Source organism: Faecalicatena orotica, assembly GCF_003149245.1.
Classification (GTDB): domain Bacteria; phylum Bacillota; class Clostridia; order Lachnospirales; family Lachnospiraceae; genus Faecalicatena_A; species Faecalicatena_A orotica.
In genome coordinates, this window is record NZ_QGDL01000003.1 from 311,720 (window position 1) to 331,575 (window position 19,856).

Sequence of the window (19,856 nt, forward strand, 5' to 3'; positions counted from 1 at the left end):
CCCAAAGTCTTCGGGAGTATATTCAGGATATCAGCATACTCTCCTATTCCCTTGCTTTGAGCACAAAGATTTTTGAATCAAAGTCCCCACATATAGATCCGTCATGAGGAAGTTCACCACAAGACGCATCCGTGGTAATCAATCCTAAGTTCATCAGTTCATCGCCATAATTTTCTGTATGGTTAGTCAGATTTAAATAACAGCAGTCAGGATTCAATCCTTGAAGCCTAATACGGCTATATGGAAGGTTGGCTCCGTTTAATACGCGGTACCAGCCAACCACAGCTGTTTTCTTGTCTTCGCTTACGTCCATCCATGCTGTCACGTTGTCTTCAAACGGGCTCTTCAGGCGGTAAAATGTACCGAATTGAATTAATTTCCGGTATTCCTTCATGAAAGCAATCTGCTGTTTTACTTCCTCCTGTTCTTCTTCAGTCAGTCTGTTGAGGTCAAGCTCATATCCAAATGTTCCAAAGTAAGCCACATTTGCCCTTGTATGAAGAGGGGTTTCCCGAAGTACCTGATGGTTCGGAGTCACTGAAACATGGCTTCCCATACTGCTGATTGGGTAGCACAGAGAGGTGCCGTACTGTATTTTCAGGCGTTCTACCGCATCGGTATCGTCACTTGTCCATGCCTGGGGTGCATAATACAGCATTCCGGGATCAAACCTCCCTCCGCCGCTTGCGCAGGACTCGAACAGGACATGGGGGAATTCACTGGTCAGTCTTTCGTACAGATCATAAACACCGAGTATATACCGGTGGAAGACCTCTCCCTGACGGTCCGCGGGCAGTGCCCCGCTATAGCATTCTGTTATGCTCCGGTTCATATCCCATTTAATATAGGATACTTTGGCTTCTGAAAGGATTTTTGCCATCATGTCATGGATGCAGTCCACTACTTCTTTTCTGGAAAAATCAAGTACATACTGGTTCCTTCCGTGAGAAATGCTGCGTCCGGGAGTCTTTAAAATCCAGTCAGGATGGGCACGGTAAAGGTCAGAATCAGCGTTAACCATCTCCGGCTCAAACCACAGGCCGAATTTCAAGCCCAGATTTTCGATCTTCTCGGCAAGTCCGGTAATTCCATTCGGCAGCCGCTCAAGATTTGCAACCCAGTCTCCAAGACCCGCATAGTCGTTGCTGCGTGCACCAAACCAGCCGTCATCCAGAACAAAGAGCTCCACGCCGCTTTCTTTCGCTTTTTTTGCAATTGTCACAAGCTTATCCTCTGTGAAGTCAAAATAAGTGGCCTCCCAATTGTTATTCAGGATAGGACGCTCCTTATCTCTCCAATAACCCCTGACAAGGCGTTTCTGATAGAGTTTGTGGAAGGTCTGGCTCATTTTGTTCAGTCCGTCGGAAGAATATACCATAACAGCTTCCGGTGTCTGGAAGGTTTCCCCAAGATCCAGTTTCCAGTCAAAACCGCAGGGATTGATTCCCATCAATATGCGGGTAGTGTCATGAGTATCCACTTCTGCCTGTGCAAGAAAATTCCCACTGTATATCAGGCTGAATCCAATTGCCTCGCCGTGAGATTCATCGGCATTTGGACGTTTTAGTATAAGAAACGGATTATGTTCGTGGGAGGAATTGCCGCGCAGGCTGTCTATGGCCTGAATCCCCTGCTCCAGTTTCCTTGTTTTCATATGGCGTTCCCTCGCCCAGGCTCCTGAGAACTGGATCCATTCATAGTCTTTATCCGGCAGGTCCATGCACAGGCTCATTGCCCGTGTAAGATGCACTGGCTCATTGCCCTCATTGGTGAGTCTGGCGCTTCTGGCCAGAGCACCGCCTCTGACAAATACTGTATAAAAGAGTTCCAGCTTTATATGGGTAACCGGGTCTTTTAAAACCAATTGTAAGGTCTCAGCTTCCCCGTCATCCTCGGTATAGGTTGCAGGCAGCCCTGCGAGGGCAGGTTTGCCCGGAATGATATGGTAACTTTCATATTGGAAATCACTGAGGCGGCTGCCGTTCTCCTGCGAAATTTCAACGGCCGGATGCCTGTAATCCGTCGTGCCATATACACCGTACTCCTGCTTTACATGCTCCAGCGAAAACAAAATGTCACCCTCATAAGGATGTGAACTCATTGGGCGGGGACACATCTCAAGCAGATAAGAAAAGTTATCCTTGTCATGGATTTTTCTGCCAAAATAAAGCTGCCCCATATGTCTGTTAGGCAGTACGGTGGTGATATAGCTTATCGTGTCGTTGTATAAGTGAAAGGTCTGTGTGCCTTCATGGTATATGATACTCATAATGATCCTCCTGCTGAATTTATACATTCATTCCAATTTTTTTCTGTGCTGCATGTATGGCATTTACTTTTTCTGTAACTTCTGCCATTGTTTTTCCTTTTAGCTTATAAAACTTCCTGTAAATGCAATAGCTCATTATGATGAGTATGATCGGTATCACAATCATCAATACTCTGATACCGAGGAGTGTTCCTGCCGTCTGAACAGCGGCTTTTGCATTGTATCCAATGATCTGAAGCCCTATGCCTGTAAGTCCGCCTGCCGCTGCCATGGCAGCTTTCATGAGAAAAGTCTGGGTGGAACAGGTAACGCTTTCATTGCGGACTCCGAATTTAACCTCTCCATAGTCAATGACATCGGCCATACAGCAGGTTGTAACTCCCAGAGATAAGCCAGAACCGAAGAAAAGGAACGCACAGCAGATAATGACTACAATTTTACTGGAGGGTGCGATAAATCCCATGATTCCTAAGGCACTAAGACCAATAATCGGCAATATACATGCGAGTCCGAATACTTTTTGCCGGCTGATCATCCCCGCGATTTTAGGAAAACAGATAAGGCCGAGCATTTCTGCAATAATCGCAAACCCAAAAATGGAGTAAAGGTATTCATTGCCGCAGACATTTTTAAAATAATATACCGCAAAACCTTTGGCTATCTGTGTACAGAGATTATATGTCAGCAGCAAACCGATGAATGCAAGGAGCTGGTCATTCTTGACGATGATGTGCAGTGCCTGGCGCAGGCTTGTTTTTTGGACGTTAGAATCCAATGTTGAATCTTCTTTTACATTAAAAACAGTAATTCCAATGGTTATGATAAATATAACAGCAATGGTAATCGCGAATATGGTAAACCCTTGTTCATGGTACAGGTTGTCGTTACCAGTCAATTTGTTAAGTCCATTGATAATATATAGTCCAAATGTAGCAACAATAAATCCTGCAAAACTTGCAAAAAACCGGGGAATAACGGAAACCCTTTCACGTTCACGGGGGTCATTGGTCAGATTAGGCAGCCATGACCAGTAAGGGACATCCATAATGGTATAAGTCATCCCATACACTATATAAACCACGGCAACATAGACATACAAGGCAGTCCCCTTCAGCCCGCAGCTTGTAAACAAAAATACAAAAACTACGGAATTAACTAATGTTCCGACGATAAGCCAGATTCTGAATTTTCCGAATCTGGTACGGGTATTATCAACTATCATCCCCATAATCGGGTCGTTAACAGCATCCCAGATACGTGCCACAAAAAAGAGTGTGCCTACGAAAGCCGGTGCAAGGTACAGTGTATCCGTTAAATATAGCATCAGAAAGGAACCGACCATATTCACTATAGCATCCTTGCCGATGGCACCGACGCCGAAACATAACTTTTCACGTGTAGATACGTGTTTATACTGCGGCACAGAAGCCTGTTTACCTGTTGTACTCATAAAAATTTCCTCCATATCCTATTTCTTAAATTATGATTGGGGAAACTGCGCATATTTCCTTCGATATAGGTAATTATAGACAGGATTTTAGAATTGGGTTAGAATGATTTGTTAAGAAAAACAGTCAAAATGTTAAATAACTGCAGACTACAAAAGAGTCTGCAGTTCATCCAGCCTGTCACGATTTTTAATCAGGCTGTCCTTGACCTCCTGCCGGTGATTGCGCCGATAGCTTGAAGGCGTAATTCCGGTTTGGGCTTTGAACATTTTAGAAAAGATCAGGGCATCCTTGTAACCGCAGGACATGGCAACACCCTCAATTGAAAGTTCTGTGAGGACAAGAAGCTCTGTTGCGCGTGTCAGTCGGAAATTCGTCAGATACTCCTGTACAGACATACCAAGGTTTTGCTGAAACAGGGTATAAAGATAACTGCGGTTTATGCAGACATAGTCTGCAATGTCTGATATATGGAGCGGGTTCGAATAATTATTTTGTATATACTCAATTGCCTGCCGTACATACCTGTTTTCTTTACTTTCCTTTTTCCCAGAGGGGATTTCGATATCCTTTGTCAAAATGGCAAAAAAGGAATAGAGCAGGCTTTCTAAAAGATATTGGTTGGATATTGTGGAAGTGTTATTCTTCAGCATATTCAGGACCGTAAGCTTTAACTCAGCCCCCCTGCTGCAGCTAAAAACAGGCTGGCTGCTATTCAGCCCCAAATCTCTTAAATAATCCTCCGCATTATTCCCTGCAAATCCAATCCAAAGATAGGACCAGGGATCTTTTTCATCGGCCTGATAAAATGTCTGAATATCAGGCACAATCAAAAAGCCCTGTCCTGCTTTCAAATCATACCGTGTATTGCTTATATGATAACATCCTCTTCCTTTTAATATGTAATGAATAATGTAGTTAGGGCGCACAGCCGGACCGAAACTATGTAATGGGGAACAATCCGCATAACCGCAAAAGCATAAGTATAAATCACCAAATTTCCTGTCAGAAAGTTTCATCTCATAACAATTTTTCATTGGTCTGTCTTCTTTTGCCATTGATCTGCCTCCTTTGTAAAATAGCTTATATTTATTTTACATTGGAGTTTTAGCATTTGCAAGGAAGAGATCAGCTATCACTTTTTTTACACTATTCAAAATCAACCGATTTCTTCGTCCTCGCCGACTCCCTGACTGCTTCCATCAGCCTTAACACTCTCCGTACTTCAGGAACCTTCACGAAAAATTCTTCTTCGCCGTGGTAAGCCTTTATAAACTGCTCGAAATAGTTTTCATGGCATGTATGAACCTCCGGCAGTTCTTCTGTTACAATCAAGCCTTCTCTTGGATTGCCAAATGACCTCGTTGGTCCTGCCGCCGTCATTGTCCTTGAGCCTTTGACGTTCGTCAGCAGTCCGGTTGTTCTGACAATCCTGCCTTCCGGGTCGAACCCGTCTACATAAGCAGAACCTTCGTTTCCGCCCATGAACCAGTGACGTTCGAACCATTTCGGCTGATCTTTTAAGTAGTAAGTTCCCAGTTCAACCTCTGCCGTGATTCCATTTTCAAATACAAGCTGAATATTAAAGAAGTCGTCCACTTCTTCATTTATTACATTCTTCATAGTGGCAAACACAGAAGTCACTTTTGCATCGATCATCCAGAGAAGCTGGTCTAACAAGTGAACACCCCAGTCGAATAACATTCCGCCGCCTTCTGAAATATAAACGTGCCAGTCATGCATGTTACCGTTGAATCCATATAACTGGTTCTTAATTGTAAAGATATCGCCTAACGCTTTTTGATCATAGATTTCTTTGATTGTCCTGAAATCCGGATCGAACCTTCTCTGCTGGTGTACCGTAAATTTCACACCATTTTCGTTCACAGCTTTCATCATCTCGTCTAGCTCTGCTACACTCATAGCGACCGGCTTTTCACAGATGATATCTTTTTTCGCATTGGCTGCCTTTGTTACAAGGTCAAGATGCTGGTTATTGTTGGCAGCAATGATCACTACCTGTATATCCGGATTCGCAAGCATTTCTTCCGCTGAATTGTACCGGATGATTCCTTCCTTTACATCTTCCAGCTGTTTCGGCTGGATATCACAGATTCCGGTTACTTCGATTCCATCCATCTGAGTCAGCATGGTCTCGTGCTCGTGTCCCATAAAACCGTGTCCGATAATACCAAATTTTATACTCATTTTTGTTTCCTTCTTTCTATCATTTTATGTTGTCCGTTAAAGTCATGCTGCTTGCCTGACCCTATACAATCAGAAGATGTCTGTGGTTCACGTGATGCCCGAATTCAGGCATAAAAATCTCACTTTCTTCATCCGGGTCCAGTGTATCCTGCATCATAGGAGGCATGTATGAAGATGTAAAACAGAAGCCATATGTAATATCATGAAAGCCCTGTGCCAGTCCGCCTTCTTTCTGAACCTTTAATACCGCAGGTGTGGTAACCGCCCAATGGGTATCATAGTTGGTTTTCATTTCTTCATAAGTATAGTCTTCGCCTTTGATATTCCAGATGATGTCTTCTTTTTCATACCTTTGACCGTCTACAATCAAGGTGCCCGGCCTTAACTGGCTTAAAAATACTCCACGGTAATAAGGAAGCCTTATCTTCATTTGAAAGCCTGTTATCTTCCCGTCCTTTTTTATATTGCGAAATCCCACTGACTGGATTACTTCTCGTTCCATCTTATTTCCTCCTAATCCCCAATGTAGTTCTTCAGCATAATGTGCTGTCTGCGAAGCGTCTGCCCAACCTCATATCCGGGGTCATATTTATCTGCCCCTTCATATTCACTCAGGAGATATCCGTCCCAGTTATGGTCTTTGAGTACTTGAATCACTTCTTTATATGGGATCGTTGTCTCTTCGAACTCGTCGTTCATCTGAATGAATTTTGCATGGCAGCAGTAAACATATGGGAGTAATGGGATTAAGTCTTCCGGGGTGTTCGCCACATAGTTCGGGTCTTTATAGTCATTTTCACCAAACTCTGTGCGGAAAACACTGAAATCAATATTTAAGCCGAAATTTTTTGTACCGGTTTCTTTCATAAAATCTACATAATCCATTACCATCTTGCTTTTCAGGTTTGTTGGCGTATGGATTTCAGGGCACATCTGAATTCCCAGTTCCTCTGCGAGCGGAAGAGCCATCTTTATAATTTCTTTCCAGTTTGCCACCGGATCGAGTGCATCCGTAATGACCGGCATCTTTGTTCTCATGACTGTGAATCCAAGCCTGTGTGCAAGACGCATGTCCCTGGCAAGCATCTCATAGGATTCCTCTGTTGTAAGGTCCCTGAAACCTAACACATGGGAATCAATCCAGTTCCCGTATTCCACCGGGACCACCTCGTATTTATCGCAGAGGCGGAACCAGTTTTCCACCCATTCATCTGTCGGATACGGATAGTTTTCGATGTGGGTGTTTGCCAGAATCTCAATTCCGTGGGCCCCCATATCATGTACATCCTCAAAGCAGTCCTCCAATGTTTTTGTGAGGCCATACTCAGCTGAATAACTATATAATGCCACTCCACGTTTCGGTCCTTTTCTATCATAATGAAACATAATCAATCCCCTATTCTACAAAGTATTAGAATTTAATCTCTCTTTTTTCCTCTGCCGATTTATAAATTGCATCTAGAATCTTAGTTACAGCCAGTGCCTCTTCTGGTTTTACGAGCGGCTCTGTTCCATTTGCCACGGCTTCCAGCCATTGTTTGCAGTCGATGGTTCCTTCTTCACCGCTGCCGCCGCCAAAGTATGCAATACTTCCCGTCGGGGAGATTGTCTCCTCCATCAGCTGTCCGTTTCTGCCGCGGTTGTAAATCAATTCATTCTTCGGGTAGCTCATTCCAGAGTGAATCTCTGCTCCGGCCTCTGTTCCACAGAGTGTCGTGGATGCCTCTCTGGAATCCAGCATATTCAATGCCCAGCTTGCTTCCAGATTGATTGTGGCCCCGTTTTTCATTTTAATGAAGCCAAGCGCGGAGTCTTCTACTTCATATGTCTCTGGGTCCCATGCCCCGAATAAGTTGCCTTCTGTTGCCTGTGGCAGGTTGCCCAGTTTATAGAATACGGAACCGGATACACTGTCCACATCGTAGTTGTCCATACACCAGAGTGTAATATCAAGAGCATGTGTTCCGATATCAATCAGCGGCCCTCCACCCTGCTGCTGTTTATCCATGAACACGCCCCATGTCGGAACGGCCCTGCGGCGGACTGCATGAGCTTTCCCATAGTAAATATCTCCGAGTTCACCTTTTTCACATGCAGCATGTAAATTCTGTACTTCTGCACGGAAACGGTTCTGGTAGCCGATCGTAAACTGCATGCCAGATTTTTTCCATGCCTCCACCATCTTTTCTGCTTCGGCCGGGCTGTGTGACATCGGCTTTTCACAATATACGTGTTTTTTTGCGGCAAATGCTGCGATTGCAATTTCGCTGTGTGACACATTCGGTGTACAGATATGTACGACCTCAACATCTGGATTTGCAAGCAGTTCGTTGTAATCAGTATAAACCTTTGCACCTTCTGCACCGAATTCCTCTGCAGCTTTTACTGCTCTTTCTTCAATCACATCGCAGAATGCAATGATTTCGTTCATATCCGCATTATTCTTAAGTGCCGGGAGGTGTTTCTGGTTGGCAATACCTCCACATCCAATGATTGCTACCTTTAATTTTTTCATCTTTTTTCTTCCTTTCTAAAATCATAACTATCGGAAATCATTAAGGATTCCCTTAAATCACAAATTGCTCCATATATTTTTTGCTCAGTTTCAGTGATTTTAATACGGCCTCTGCCGTACCCTCGAAAGCCTTATCCTCAACTTCGATACATGTATATCCGTCATACCCTATATCCGTCAGTGCAGATACATATTTTCCCCAGTCCACATCTCCTAACCCGGGAAGCTTCGGTGACATGAAGTCTAACGGGTATCCCATAATTCCTACCTGGTCTAAGCGGTCTTTGTAAACCTTGATATCCTTATAATGCACGTGGAAAATCTTGTCTTTAAACTCATAGATCGGTTTGATATAATCGATCATCTGCCATACAAAATGGGAAGGGTCATAATTGATACCCAGATTGTCATATGGCAGTATCTCAAACACTTTTCTCCAGACAGCCGGTGTTGTCATGAGGTTCTGTCCACCCGGCCACTGGTCCTGCCCGAATAACATCGGGCAATTTTCAATCGCAACTCTCACATGGTTTTCTTTGGCCAGTTCCATGACCGGCGGCCAGATTTCTTTTACGAGCTCCAGATTTTCTTCTACTGTTTTTGACTGGTCACGTCCGATAAACGTCGTAACCATATCAATTCCAAGCTTATGGCTGGCGGTAATTAATGTCTTCAGATGTTCCACCGCTGCTTTGCGTTTTTCTAAATCCGCATCCATCGTGTTCGGGTAGTATGCAAGTGATGAAATCTCCACGTTCTTCTCTTTGCAGTAATCCATCACATACTTTGCATAAGCATCATCTTCCATAACTTTATTCACATCAATATGGCTGACTCCCGCATACCTTCTCTCTGCTTTGCCAGCCGGCCAGCAGGCCGCTTCGACACACTCATATCCCAGTTCAGATGCCTGATCAATCATTTCCTCAAATGTTGACTGGTCTAAAATAGCTGATACAAACCCTAATTTCATTTTGCAGCCTCCACATTTTTCTTATTTCTTCTTTCTGATAATTCCTGTCTCATTTCATCCGCCTCTTTATCCGTCATCTTCCAAAGCAGCAATGCAAGTGCCGCGAGGAAATATAAGATTGCAGGGGCAAGATTTACAACGACATTAATTCCATTTTGAGTTGCCACGGTTTGTTCTGCATTTGCAACATATCCAAATGCTGCAAGTAAAAGTACACCCGCGCTCCCTCCGATCGCATTACCGACTTTGGTTGCCAGCCCGTAAGTTGCATATGCCGTACCATCAGTTCTTACACCTGTCTTATATTCCATATAATCTACAGAATCTGCAACCATTGAAAGAGATAACGGCATAGCGAAATTAAAAATACCAAACAGGCAGTGGCCGGCGATAATCAGCGGCATATTATCAAATGGGATGAAGTAAATAATAAGCAGGGCGATCCCATCTACGATTGCAGAAAGTATAAATATATTCCGCTTACCGAATTTCTTTGTCAGCATCGGGACAAACAGCGAACCGATAATACTGCCAATGGATGGAATCGTCATAATTACTGCAATCAGGGAATAAGAACCTAAACAATAGATTACATAGTAGGCCGTTACGGCAATCCTGCCCATATAAGCAGTCATAACAAGCAGCATAACTAAGGAAACAATCATCAGGTACTTATTTTTTACCAGATTGCCGACTGTATCTTTCATTGAGAATTTTGCCGGTTTTTCTGTCGGCATAATGACCTCTTTCGCTGTAAAGAATACAATCAGAAACAGAGGGATGGAAACAATGCCATATACCACTGCGGTCATCATATACCCATGACCATCTGCCACTTTTGCCCCTGCCTGGGAGAAATGTAACGCGAGTCCTGCCGTAGCTACATTTACAATTAACATACCGACATTCATTCCGATGTTTCTCGAAACATTCATTTTTGTTCTCTGTCCTGCATCCTCACTCATGACTGCCGGAAGTGCACCATATGGGATGTTAACTAATGTGTAAAGCATTCCGGCAATGATATATGTAACTGCCGCCCAGAGTATTCCTGCGGTTGATGTGCCGCTGAACGGGTTTGTAAATGTAAGTACCCCGAATACTGCAAGGACAGGGCAGCCGAATGCGATCCACGGCCTGAACCGACCAAACTTAGAACGTGAACGCTCTGCAATCGCCCCCATCATTGGATCATTAAATGCATCCCAGATACGTGCAGCCAGCATAATTGTGGAAATCACAACCGGTGCCAGTCCGACTACGTCTGTATAGAAAATAGTTAAATAAGAGCCTACGAATGTCCAGACAAACTGTGATGCCATATCTCCAAATCCATAACATATAACTGCCGCTTTTGTCGCCCTCTTCATCTCGTTCATTTCACTTTTCCTCTCTTACTGTTTCAGAATATTTCTCATCATCTGCTGATGGCGTTTCGTCATTAATAAGGCATTACCTGATTCATGGTCTTCATATTCGGAAACAATATATCCGCTAAAGTCTGATTCTTTAATGACCTTCATGATTTCCTGATAGGGAATGCTTGCCTCTTCCAGATTCTCATACAGGTAATGGAACTTACCGTGCATATGGAAACAATGCGGCATGATTTCCTTCAATCCTTCCAGTTCTGCTTTGCAGTCCTTCTTAAACTGCAGGAATGCGTACATTTCCTGAAGGATCGCGAGTTCTTTGTTCGTTGCCCCCGCTTCTGTCAGCTTTGCATGTGCCTCATCCATTGGTACGGCATCATATCTCATGTCTCTTGCCATCTCGAGTAGTTTTAAATCTGCTCCGTCTTTCAGTGCCTGATCCCAGTGTGGTTTGTTCGGTTTCGTTGCAAAGCATCCAAAATCCGGTACAAATCCGATATAACCAGACCCGCTCTTATCAATTGCTTCCCTGTACTGCATAATAACCGGTGTATTCGGTGTCTCCGGATTGTGAATCTCTATTCCTACTTTTACGCCGTATGCCTCTGCATAAGGTGCAATTCTTGCCAGTCCGTTCGGACTTAACAGATACTGCTGGCGGATGACCTTACATCCCATTTTATTTGCACTTCTGATATCCATGATCGCGCGCTCTACCATCTCGTCCTCGGTAAGCCTTCTGTCCGCTCTCATACCGCAGTCCATGTTGGCACCGTAGCACACTGCTTCAATATCGTAATTCTGGCAGATTGCCTTTATCTCTCCTAAAAACTGATCGCTGATATAAGGATAAGACGGAATCATCTGTGTTGCAACAATTTCAAATCCTTCCGCACCCATCTCTTTTGCTGTGCGGATGCAGTCTTCCATTGACATACTTCCTTCACAGTATTCTTTCGTAAAGGAATATAACGTAACTCCTAATTTTACATTTCCCACTTTTCTTTCCTCCCTACTTTATGTCCATGACTTTACACTCTGAACTGTCTATCGGCATGAATTCCGTCTCACTAATCGGCATATATGGTGAGCGGAAAATCATGTGGAAATCGACTTCATGGTTACCTGTTTCAAGACCGTCTTTTTGAAATACCCGGATCGTTGCCGGTTCTTTGATTCCCCAGAATTCAGATGTGGCTCCTTTTAACTGGTTAACACCAAATTCCTTACCGTGGAGGCAGAAAATAATATCCTCCTCTTTTACTTCTCTTCCATCAACCTTCAATGTCAATTCGTCAATAACTGAAAGGAAATGTCCTCTGTAATAGCTGAGCCGGATATCAAACTGATACCCCATCTTTTCCCCGTTGACATAAAAATTTTTCAGTGTACCGTCCCTTAGTACATCTGTGTAATTGACTCTCATTGCAATTGCCATTGTTTTCTCCTTTCCTTACGCTTTGTTTTTTTCTATCTGCTATTATCTTATCTTCTTTTTCTCTGCTTTGCTTTTCTCAGATTTTACAATATCCGGATTCTGTTGCAATATTTCTCGCTGCTGCTTTTTAGCTTGCAACATTTTTCTCGTTTTGTTGCATACCATTTTCCCATTTACATATCATAAAATAAATTAAAAAAGCAGCAAAAAAAAGCTTATGCTATATTATAAGCATAAACTTTTTGACTTCAGATTTAACGTTCTTTATATATGTGGAACAATGCAATCTCCTGATCTCTCATTTCTGTTGATAATGTCAGTGTATGGTCATTTGAACTTATAGTATACCGTTCCATATGTGGAATACTCATAGCCTGGATATATTTGATATCCGACCTGTCAAGGTTAACGGCACAGTCAAATTTCATCCACTCTGTAAGGACACACCCATATTCACTGTTTACCTGACGCTTCTTTACTATATAATTGCAGTCCCGTTCCAGCCGGGTCAGTTTTAATTCAAGTTCCATCTGCCCCGTGTCTTCGAATAATTCGGCAATTCTCATCAGATCAATGTCGTCTTCATTCTGAAGAAAATAATTGTAGCCAAACTCTTTGTAATTAAAACACAAAAGAATAAAACTGTTATCCTCTTTTTTAGTGAGGATATAGTTTTCCCCCTTACTGATCAATTCCTCCCCGAGAGAGTTTAAAAAGGAAAAAGCGTACCATACCGGCTTCTTTATATTATCCATTGTTATGATGCCGGCCCCGCCGTTGACAATTCCCCTCGTGTCATAATAACTGCTGATCCAGTCGGAGCCGACCCAAAAGCAGACCATATCAACTGAATCCCAGATTTCACTTATTTTTTTTACCAGATATGTACTACGGAAACAACTGTCATTCATGTAATTCCTGCTGGATAATGAACTATTCCATTCTGTGATGATTAGTTTACAGTCTTCTGCACTCTCTTCTTCCAGTATCTTTTTATAGGCAGCGATTTCATGCAGTTCCAGATTCTTTTCCTGATTCCTCTTATAGATATATTTTTTATCCTGCCGTACTTGTTCATAAGGGAACAATATAATGGATACATAATCCGGGATGCATCTTTCTTTTTTACAGTTCTTCAGAAATGACCGGAAAAACTCCCTGCCATCTCCTAATAATGCCGAATAGCCCCCGACACATGCATTCGGAAGTTCCTGTTTGATAATCTGGTAAAACAGTTTAAATGCTTCAATGTATTGGAAGTTTTCATCTTTATAGCATTGTACTTCCGTCTTCACAACATTATATGTCAGCTCGAATATCCACTGTTCCAGTTCTTCTTTTCCGTAGCGTTTCAGCAGATGGAGAATCAGATCCTTTACACTGGCACCCCAGATTCGTTTTGATTCAAATTCTATACATTCCTGCTCATAAAATAATGCGACTCCCTCACCCTTGATTACGGTATCCGGTCTGTTTCCAAAATCCAGAAAAACGTGAATATGATTCGATACAAGGAAATCAAATATCACATCTATCTGATTATAATTATAGTGTCCTGTTGTCTTTCCGTCTGTAATCATCAGTTTTTTCGAAAAGACATTCCATAGCCTTATGTGGGAAAATCCCAGCCCGTTTACTAATTCCAATGTCTGGAACTGGATATTCACCTCGGATAATCGGAAGACGGAACCGATATTTATTGTTTTGTTCCAGTTTTTCTTATAGGGAACACTCTCACTAACACGGATTTCTTCACATACCCTTTTTGCCGCATCCTTTCCCGACGCCTGAGTCTCCTTCAGAATTTTATCCTGCAGCCTTCTCACCGATTCCTCTTTTAACACTTCTTCCTCGCGCAACTGTTTCCTGTAATCGGTCGGGGATACCTGATATTTCTCACGGAACGCCTTATTTAACGCCGGTGCCCCTGAAAAGCCGCAGTCTACAGCGATCCGTGTCACATTTTCGTCTGTATACCTTAATTTTGACACGACATGTTTAAGGCGGACTTCTGTAACATATTCCGCGAAATAGACCCCCGTCTGCTTATGGAAGATGCGGGATAACGTCGACGTAGATACAAACAATTCCTCTGCTACTTTCGCAAGACTTATATGTACACTGTAATTCTGATTCACGAATTGAATGATCTTCTGAAGTTTGTAATCCACAGAATTTTCATTGTCAGCAAGACTCCTGCTGGCAGTCCAGAAGTTCTCGACCAGAATATCCAGTATCTGATATACCATACTGCTCTCATAACTTGTTGTCTTATGTGACTGTATTGTCCGCTGGTAAATCAGATTCTTCAGCGCATTCCTCAATTCATTGTAAGACCTTCTTGTATCGACGGCACTATTGCAGAAAAAGCGGCCTTTCAGGTCCCCCATTACCCCCAGCAGCATCTGATTCTCATAACACACTTCGCAGATGATCGCACGTCTGGCAGACAGTCTGCATTTTGCAGTGCCACATTGGACAAGGATCACGTCTTCCTTTTCTAAGAGATACTTCGTTTCGTCAATCTCCACACAAAGTTCCCCGTCAATAACATAAAACAGCCTTGCATCGTACTGAAACTGAAATTCTTCCTCTATATGCTCGAAAATGCTGATTTGAAAACCTCTTTCGTTCAATGTATTAATCCCTCATCATGTCTTTCACTTGATGATTGTATCATAACATTTTTAGCTCTGGTCTTTCAAGTATATCAAAATATGTTCTGTTTATATGAAGAAGGGGGATACTGTACACTACAGCCTATCACTGCACTGATAGGCTGAGAGTAATAACGTAAAGCAACTGTACAAATGATATACAAAATTGGTTATTTTTTACTGTTTTTCATCTTCCTGTAGACATAATCTCCTGCACCTTGAATTACCTCGACAAAAATCACCAGAATAAAGGCTATCACATACATCACTTCATAATTAAAGCTCTGGTAACCATATGTAATTGCCGTAGCTCCGATACCGCCCGCTCCCATAGTTCCTGCCATTGCGGTAGACCCAAGAATGGCAACAGTCGCAACGATAATTCCTGAAACAATTGCCGGCGCGGCTTCTGAAAGAATGACACCACATACAAGCCGGATATCTGAAATACCAAAAGATTTCATTGCCTCGATTAATGACGGGTCGACTTCCTGCATAGCACTTTCGATTAACCTTGCTATAAAGGCAGTGGCCGATATCGTCAGAGGTACAATGGCCGCCTTTACACCTATGGACGTACCCATAATGCTTTTTGTAAATGGGAGGAAGAATACCATTAAAATAACAAAGGGGAAGGACCTTATTACATTTACAAGAAATGCAGTGATCTTATAGATAATCCGATTAGGATGCATTCCATTTTTATTCGTCACTACCAGTATAATTGCTACAAGCGCCCCTAATACTGTCCCTAAAATGGTCGTTATAATCACCATTTGAAATGTTGCCTCAAATGCCGGAAACATAATCATCTTCCAAAAATTTTCTGCGTTTTCTCCAAATAAAGTTGACATGCTACGACCTCCCGCTTAATTCATGCCAGACTGCATGTTCATGATTAAGGAATTTTCTTACGTCAGGGGCATCTTCATTTTTTATATTTATGATAAAGTCTCCCAGATTTTCCCCTCTGTAACTTTCCATTTTCCCGCCGCATACCGTGTATTCAACCTGCAGTTCTTTTGCAATACGGCTTAATATCTTTCCTGAGTCATCATTTTTTCTCAGCATTATCTGGATATTAACACCCTCGGGAAGACTTGTAATTTCCTCATTTCCAAGAAATCTTCTGAATGCCTCAGGCTGCTTTAAAAACAATTCCTGAACATCTCCCGACTCAACTATTTTCCCGTTTTCCAGTAAGGAAACCTTCTGGCATACACTGCGGACTACCTCCATCTGGTGCGTCACCATAATTATCGTGATTCCCAGCTTTTCATTAATATCTTTCAGTAAATCTAGAATCGATTTTGTTGTAACCGGATCCAGTGCAGATGTCGCCTCATCGCTTAATAAAATTTCCGGGTTCATAGACAGGGCTCTTGCTATTGCCGCCCTTTGCTTCTGCCCTCCGGACAAGGTGTCAGGTTTTTGTTCAAGTTTATCTGTAATACCTACAATCCCAGCCAGTTCTTTTACTCTTTTTTCTATATCATCTTTGCCGTATTTCCAGCATTTCATTGGGTAAGCAATATTTTCATATACCGTTTTTCTGCTAAGCATTGGGAAGTCCTGAAATATCATGCCTATATTTTTGCGGTATAATCTCAGCTCTTTTTTATTTAAGCCTTTAATCTCTATTCCATTCACAAGGAGCTTTCCTGCAGAATAGGTTTCCAGTCCATTGATACATCTAAGAAGAGTTGACTTTCCTGCACCGCTTTTACCTACGAGGCCATAGATTTCATGATCCATGATATTTAAACTGATATTCTTCAAGACTTCAAGCTCACCAAATGTTTTCTGTAAGTTAGTTATTTCTATCATATTTCGGATTCTCTCTGCATCGTTTATTCTACAGGCTCAAATCCTGACGAAGCAGGTACATTTGCCTTTGCTTCAGCGGAAGTATATGCCTTCATAATATCTTTTACCCAGTCTGCATTTTCATTTTCCTTCATCACACAGATTCCCTCTGCCAGACTATTATCTACAAATTTTTGAATCAGATTCTCAGTCGGATCCACCCCTGCTTCGGCCATTGTGTTAGAAGTCCCCATCAGACAGGCATATTCATCCATGTTCTTATATTTCACGTGATCCCCCTGGATAAACTCATAATTGTGTGGGTTTTCTGCAATATCGGCAATTGTAAAAAATTCTCCGGAGGATGGCTCTTCTCTTAATTTAATTACCCCTGCTGCCTGAAGCTGCTTAAGCTGTTCACTTATGTTAGAAGCATCTTCAGCAATTCCCACTTTCCCGCCATCTGGAAGCTCTTCCGGTGAGTCTGCTTTTACTGAATACAGACCCGAATAATAGTTATAAAGCTTTGGTGAAAGCATTACGATATCTGTGCCATTAGAATCATTATAATTCTCCATATATGGTTCATGCTGATATAAATTGGCATCAACACTTCCATCTGCCAATGCACTGTTCGGCAGCACGTAATCGTTAAATACTTTGATTTCTACTTCATAACCTAATCCTTCAAGTTCTTCCTTCCCTGACTCTGCCAGATCTTTTGATACAGAGCTTGTACCTATAATAATCTTTTCCTTTTTCCCCGGAGAATTTTCAGAATCCTCTTTTTTATTACCACATCCAAATAACATGAATACCGCCAGCACGGCACATAAAATAACAGCTACATTTTTATGTTTCATTTCTCCACCCTTTTTCTTTCGTCTTTTTTATTCTATTCCTTTTGGCATTCTCCCTATTTTTGCCCCTCTCCCATATTTCCGGGCAGCATAAATGAATGCATCGACATTTTCTCTTGGAGTCCCAATCGGAACCTGACATCCTGTTCCCAGTTGATACCCCTTTGGACTGTCCGCACATTTTTTAATACATTCTTTACAGGCAGCAACTACTTCGTCAATTGTGCCCTCCTTCATAACATCGACCGGCGGGACATTTCCAATCAACATTACTTTATTCCCGAGTACCTCTCTTGTTTCCTTAATATCTTCACAGTTGTCTACGCTGAAAGCGGCAATATCCATGTCTCCCAGATTTCCCCATATTGGTTTTGTCTTACCACAGATATGAATTGACGGTTTCATCCCTGTAATTTTTTCCATTCCTTCGACCAGCCGGTTTAGATATGGGATGGAAAACTCATCAAACTGTTTCTTGCTCAGAATATCCATGCAGGTTACCGGGTCTGAAATCATAGCCGGAGATGGTCCAAATTCATTGCAGAATACCTCCAGCCATTTAAGCGAACAGTCTACCGTAAAGTCTAAAAGTCTTTTCAGAAGTTCAGGATTTTTCCTTGTGTCCCTTAGCAGGCCTTCCACCGGTCGGATTGCCGCTGCCGTAGATACCGGACCTGCTACACTTGTACCGATTGAGGTATCCGGGAAAATTTCTTTCAGCCTCCTGCCCCTCTCTATCAAAGGCGTCAGAACCGGATTATGATATGGATCCGGAATCTCCATTTTTTCAAGCTTTCCATAGTCTGTAAGCACATGGCTGGCAATATGGTCAATTCCATGCTCCGGAATTGAAAGTTCAGACCCGAGTGCGGCACCGATTGTCCTTAAACCCAGTCCTACCCCGATCCCTTCCATACCAAATTCCGCTTTTTTCCTGCGTATAATCTCTGCTGCAATCTCTGGGTCGTTATCCAACTGACTTGTCGTAAATCCAAATATATCAGCCATTGCAGGCTCATCACCCAGAAGTCCATAAGGGAGGACATCCACTTCTTCTCCTGCCATATATGCCTTCATTCGTTCTGACGGCGTCATTTCTTCCTTTTGCTCTTCCATCAAATGACGCAGTTCTATATAATCCATTTTCCACCTCCGCATTAGCCTGTACTGAACAATTACCTATATTCCACTATCCCCCTTGGCATCTTCCCGATCCGCGCCCCTTTCCCATACTTTCTGGCTGCATAGATAAACGCCTCTACATTCGCCTTCGGGGTCCCGATGGGCAGCTGGCACCCAGTATTCAGTATGAAACCTGCCGGGCTGTCTGCACATTTTTCCAGACACTCTCTGCAGGATGCTATGACTTCATCAATCGTCCCTTCTTTCATAACATCCACCGGGGGCACATTTCCCGCGATCCGCATTCTGTCTCCCACAGCCTCTTTTGCCTCGGAAAGGTCTTCACAGTTATCGATGCTGAAAGAAAAGAGGCCTGCATCTGCCAGATCCTTCCAAATAGGACTTGTCTTTCCACAGATATGTGCCCCGGGCCTTGAACCCATAATGCTTTCGGTCCCATCGATTAATTTCTTTATGTAAGGCAGGGAATATTCATCAAACTGCTTTTTACTGATGACATCCATGCAGGTCACAGGATCCGAAAAATTAGTCCCAACCGGACCGAACTCATGATAAAATGCCTCGAACCATTTCAGGGAACACTCCACCGTGAGATTTAGTAATTTGTGAAGCATCTCCGGGTTCTTCCTTGTATCTTTTAGTACCATTTCCACAGGCCGGACGGCAATTGCAGTAGACATTGGCCCTGCTACACTTGTTGTCATACTAATATCCGGGAAACGGTCTTTCAGGCGTTTGGCGCTTTCGAGAATGGGTGCCAGCACGGGATTCTTATATGGGTCTGTCACCTCTAATTTATCAAAATCTGCATAATCTTTTAGCACATGCTCTTCTACATAATCAATGCCGTGTTCCGGTGCGCAGAGCTTTGACCCTAGCGCCCCGCCGATGGTTTTAAGTCCAAGACCGACATTAAAACTGTCCAGCCCGAATTCCTTCTTCCTTCTTAAGATGACCTCACTTTTTACTTCGAAGTCTTTCGCAAACTGTGTTGTAGTAAACCCGAATATGTCTGCCATCGCAGGATCTGGTGCCTGGAGAGTATATGGAATATAATCCACCTCTTCCCCCGCATTATAGGCTTTCATTCTTTCCGCTGCAGTCATTTCATCCTTCTGGTCTTTCATCAACCTTCTCAGTTCTTCATAATCCATATCTGTTTCCTC

Annotated in this window: 17 protein-coding genes; all 17 read right to left on the reverse strand. The window is 42.8% G+C overall.

The features are described 5' to 3' along the window. Nucleotides 1–43 precede the first annotated feature (43 nt). A complete protein-coding gene (locus A8806_RS07165; RefSeq protein ID WP_109730498.1) occupies nt 44–2,269 on the reverse strand; it encodes an alpha-galactosidase in 2,226 nt (741 codons plus the stop codon). 19 nt (nt 2,270–2,288) lie between these two features. Next, complete coding sequence (gene melB, locus A8806_RS07170; protein ID WP_109730499.1) at nt 2,289–3,719, reverse strand: melibiose:sodium transporter MelB; 1,431 nt, start codon at nt 3,717–3,719, stop codon at nt 2,289–2,291. A 147-nt stretch (nt 3,720–3,866) separates the two neighbouring features. Next, the gene (locus A8806_RS07175) at nt 3,867–4,775 is read right to left on the reverse strand and encodes an AraC family transcriptional regulator (RefSeq protein WP_242995976.1); all 909 of its coding nucleotides are present in this window, start codon (nt 4,773–4,775) and stop codon (nt 3,867–3,869) included. Between the two features lie 91 nt (nt 4,776–4,866). After that, nucleotides 4,867–5,925 (reverse strand): Gfo/Idh/MocA family protein, encoded by a 1,059-nt coding sequence (locus A8806_RS07180; RefSeq protein ID WP_109730500.1) that lies wholly within the window; start codon nt 5,923–5,925, stop codon nt 4,867–4,869. Nucleotides 5,926–5,986: 61 nt separating this feature from the next. After that, complete coding sequence (locus tag A8806_RS07185) at nt 5,987–6,427, reverse strand: C-glycoside deglycosidase beta subunit domain-containing protein (protein WP_109730501.1); 441 nt, start codon at nt 6,425–6,427, stop codon at nt 5,987–5,989. Nucleotides 6,428–6,438: 11 nt separating this feature from the next. Beyond that, nucleotides 6,439–7,311, reverse strand: coding sequence for a sugar phosphate isomerase/epimerase family protein (locus A8806_RS07190; RefSeq protein ID WP_109730502.1), 873 nt, complete (start codon nt 7,309–7,311; stop codon nt 6,439–6,441). A gap of 25 nt (nt 7,312–7,336) precedes the next feature. Then, complete coding sequence (locus A8806_RS07195; protein ID WP_109730503.1) at nt 7,337–8,440, reverse strand: Gfo/Idh/MocA family protein; 1,104 nt, start codon at nt 8,438–8,440, stop codon at nt 7,337–7,339. 52 nt (nt 8,441–8,492) lie between these two features. Next, entirely contained in the window at nt 8,493–9,413 is a 921-nt protein-coding gene (locus A8806_RS07200) for a sugar phosphate isomerase/epimerase family protein (RefSeq protein ID WP_109730504.1), read from the reverse strand. Further along, on the reverse strand, nt 9,410–10,792 hold the full coding sequence (locus A8806_RS07205; protein WP_109730505.1) for an MFS transporter: 1,383 nt from the start codon (nt 10,790–10,792) through the stop codon (nt 9,410–9,412). Before A8806_RS07205 ends, A8806_RS07200 begins: the two co-directional genes overlap by 4 nt. A gap of 15 nt (nt 10,793–10,807) precedes the next feature. Further along, nucleotides 10,808–11,785 carry a sugar phosphate isomerase/epimerase family protein gene (locus A8806_RS07210; protein ID WP_109730506.1) on the reverse strand — a complete coding sequence of 326 codons (978 nt, stop codon included), beginning with the start codon at nt 11,783–11,785 and terminating at the stop codon, nt 10,808–10,810. Between the two features lie 13 nt (nt 11,786–11,798). Beyond that, nucleotides 11,799–12,224, reverse strand: coding sequence for a C-glycoside deglycosidase beta subunit domain-containing protein (locus A8806_RS07215; protein ID WP_109730507.1), 426 nt, complete (start codon nt 12,222–12,224; stop codon nt 11,799–11,801). Nucleotides 12,225–12,478: 254 nt separating this feature from the next. Then, the gene (locus A8806_RS07220) at nt 12,479–14,860 is read right to left on the reverse strand and encodes an AraC family transcriptional regulator (RefSeq protein ID WP_109730508.1); all 2,382 of its coding nucleotides are present in this window, start codon (nt 14,858–14,860) and stop codon (nt 12,479–12,481) included. A gap of 191 nt (nt 14,861–15,051) precedes the next feature. Further along, a complete protein-coding gene (locus tag A8806_RS07225) occupies nt 15,052–15,735 on the reverse strand; it encodes a methionine ABC transporter permease (RefSeq protein WP_109730509.1) in 684 nt (227 codons plus the stop codon). 1 nt (nt 15,736) lies between these two features. After that, nucleotides 15,737–16,708, reverse strand: a complete 972-nt coding sequence (locus A8806_RS07230; protein ID WP_109730510.1) for a methionine ABC transporter ATP-binding protein — start codon at nt 16,706–16,708, stop codon at nt 15,737–15,739. A 23-nt stretch (nt 16,709–16,731) separates the two neighbouring features. Then, nucleotides 16,732–17,550, reverse strand: a complete 819-nt coding sequence (locus A8806_RS07235) for a MetQ/NlpA family ABC transporter substrate-binding protein (protein WP_109730511.1) — start codon at nt 17,548–17,550, stop codon at nt 16,732–16,734. 27 nt (nt 17,551–17,577) lie between these two features. After that, entirely contained in the window at nt 17,578–18,690 is a 1,113-nt protein-coding gene (locus A8806_RS07240; RefSeq protein WP_109730512.1) for a uroporphyrinogen decarboxylase family protein, read from the reverse strand. A 32-nt stretch (nt 18,691–18,722) separates the two neighbouring features. After that, the gene (locus A8806_RS07245) at nt 18,723–19,844 is read right to left on the reverse strand and encodes a uroporphyrinogen decarboxylase family protein (protein WP_109730513.1); all 1,122 of its coding nucleotides are present in this window, start codon (nt 19,842–19,844) and stop codon (nt 18,723–18,725) included. Nucleotides 19,845–19,856: the final 12 nt, after the last annotated feature.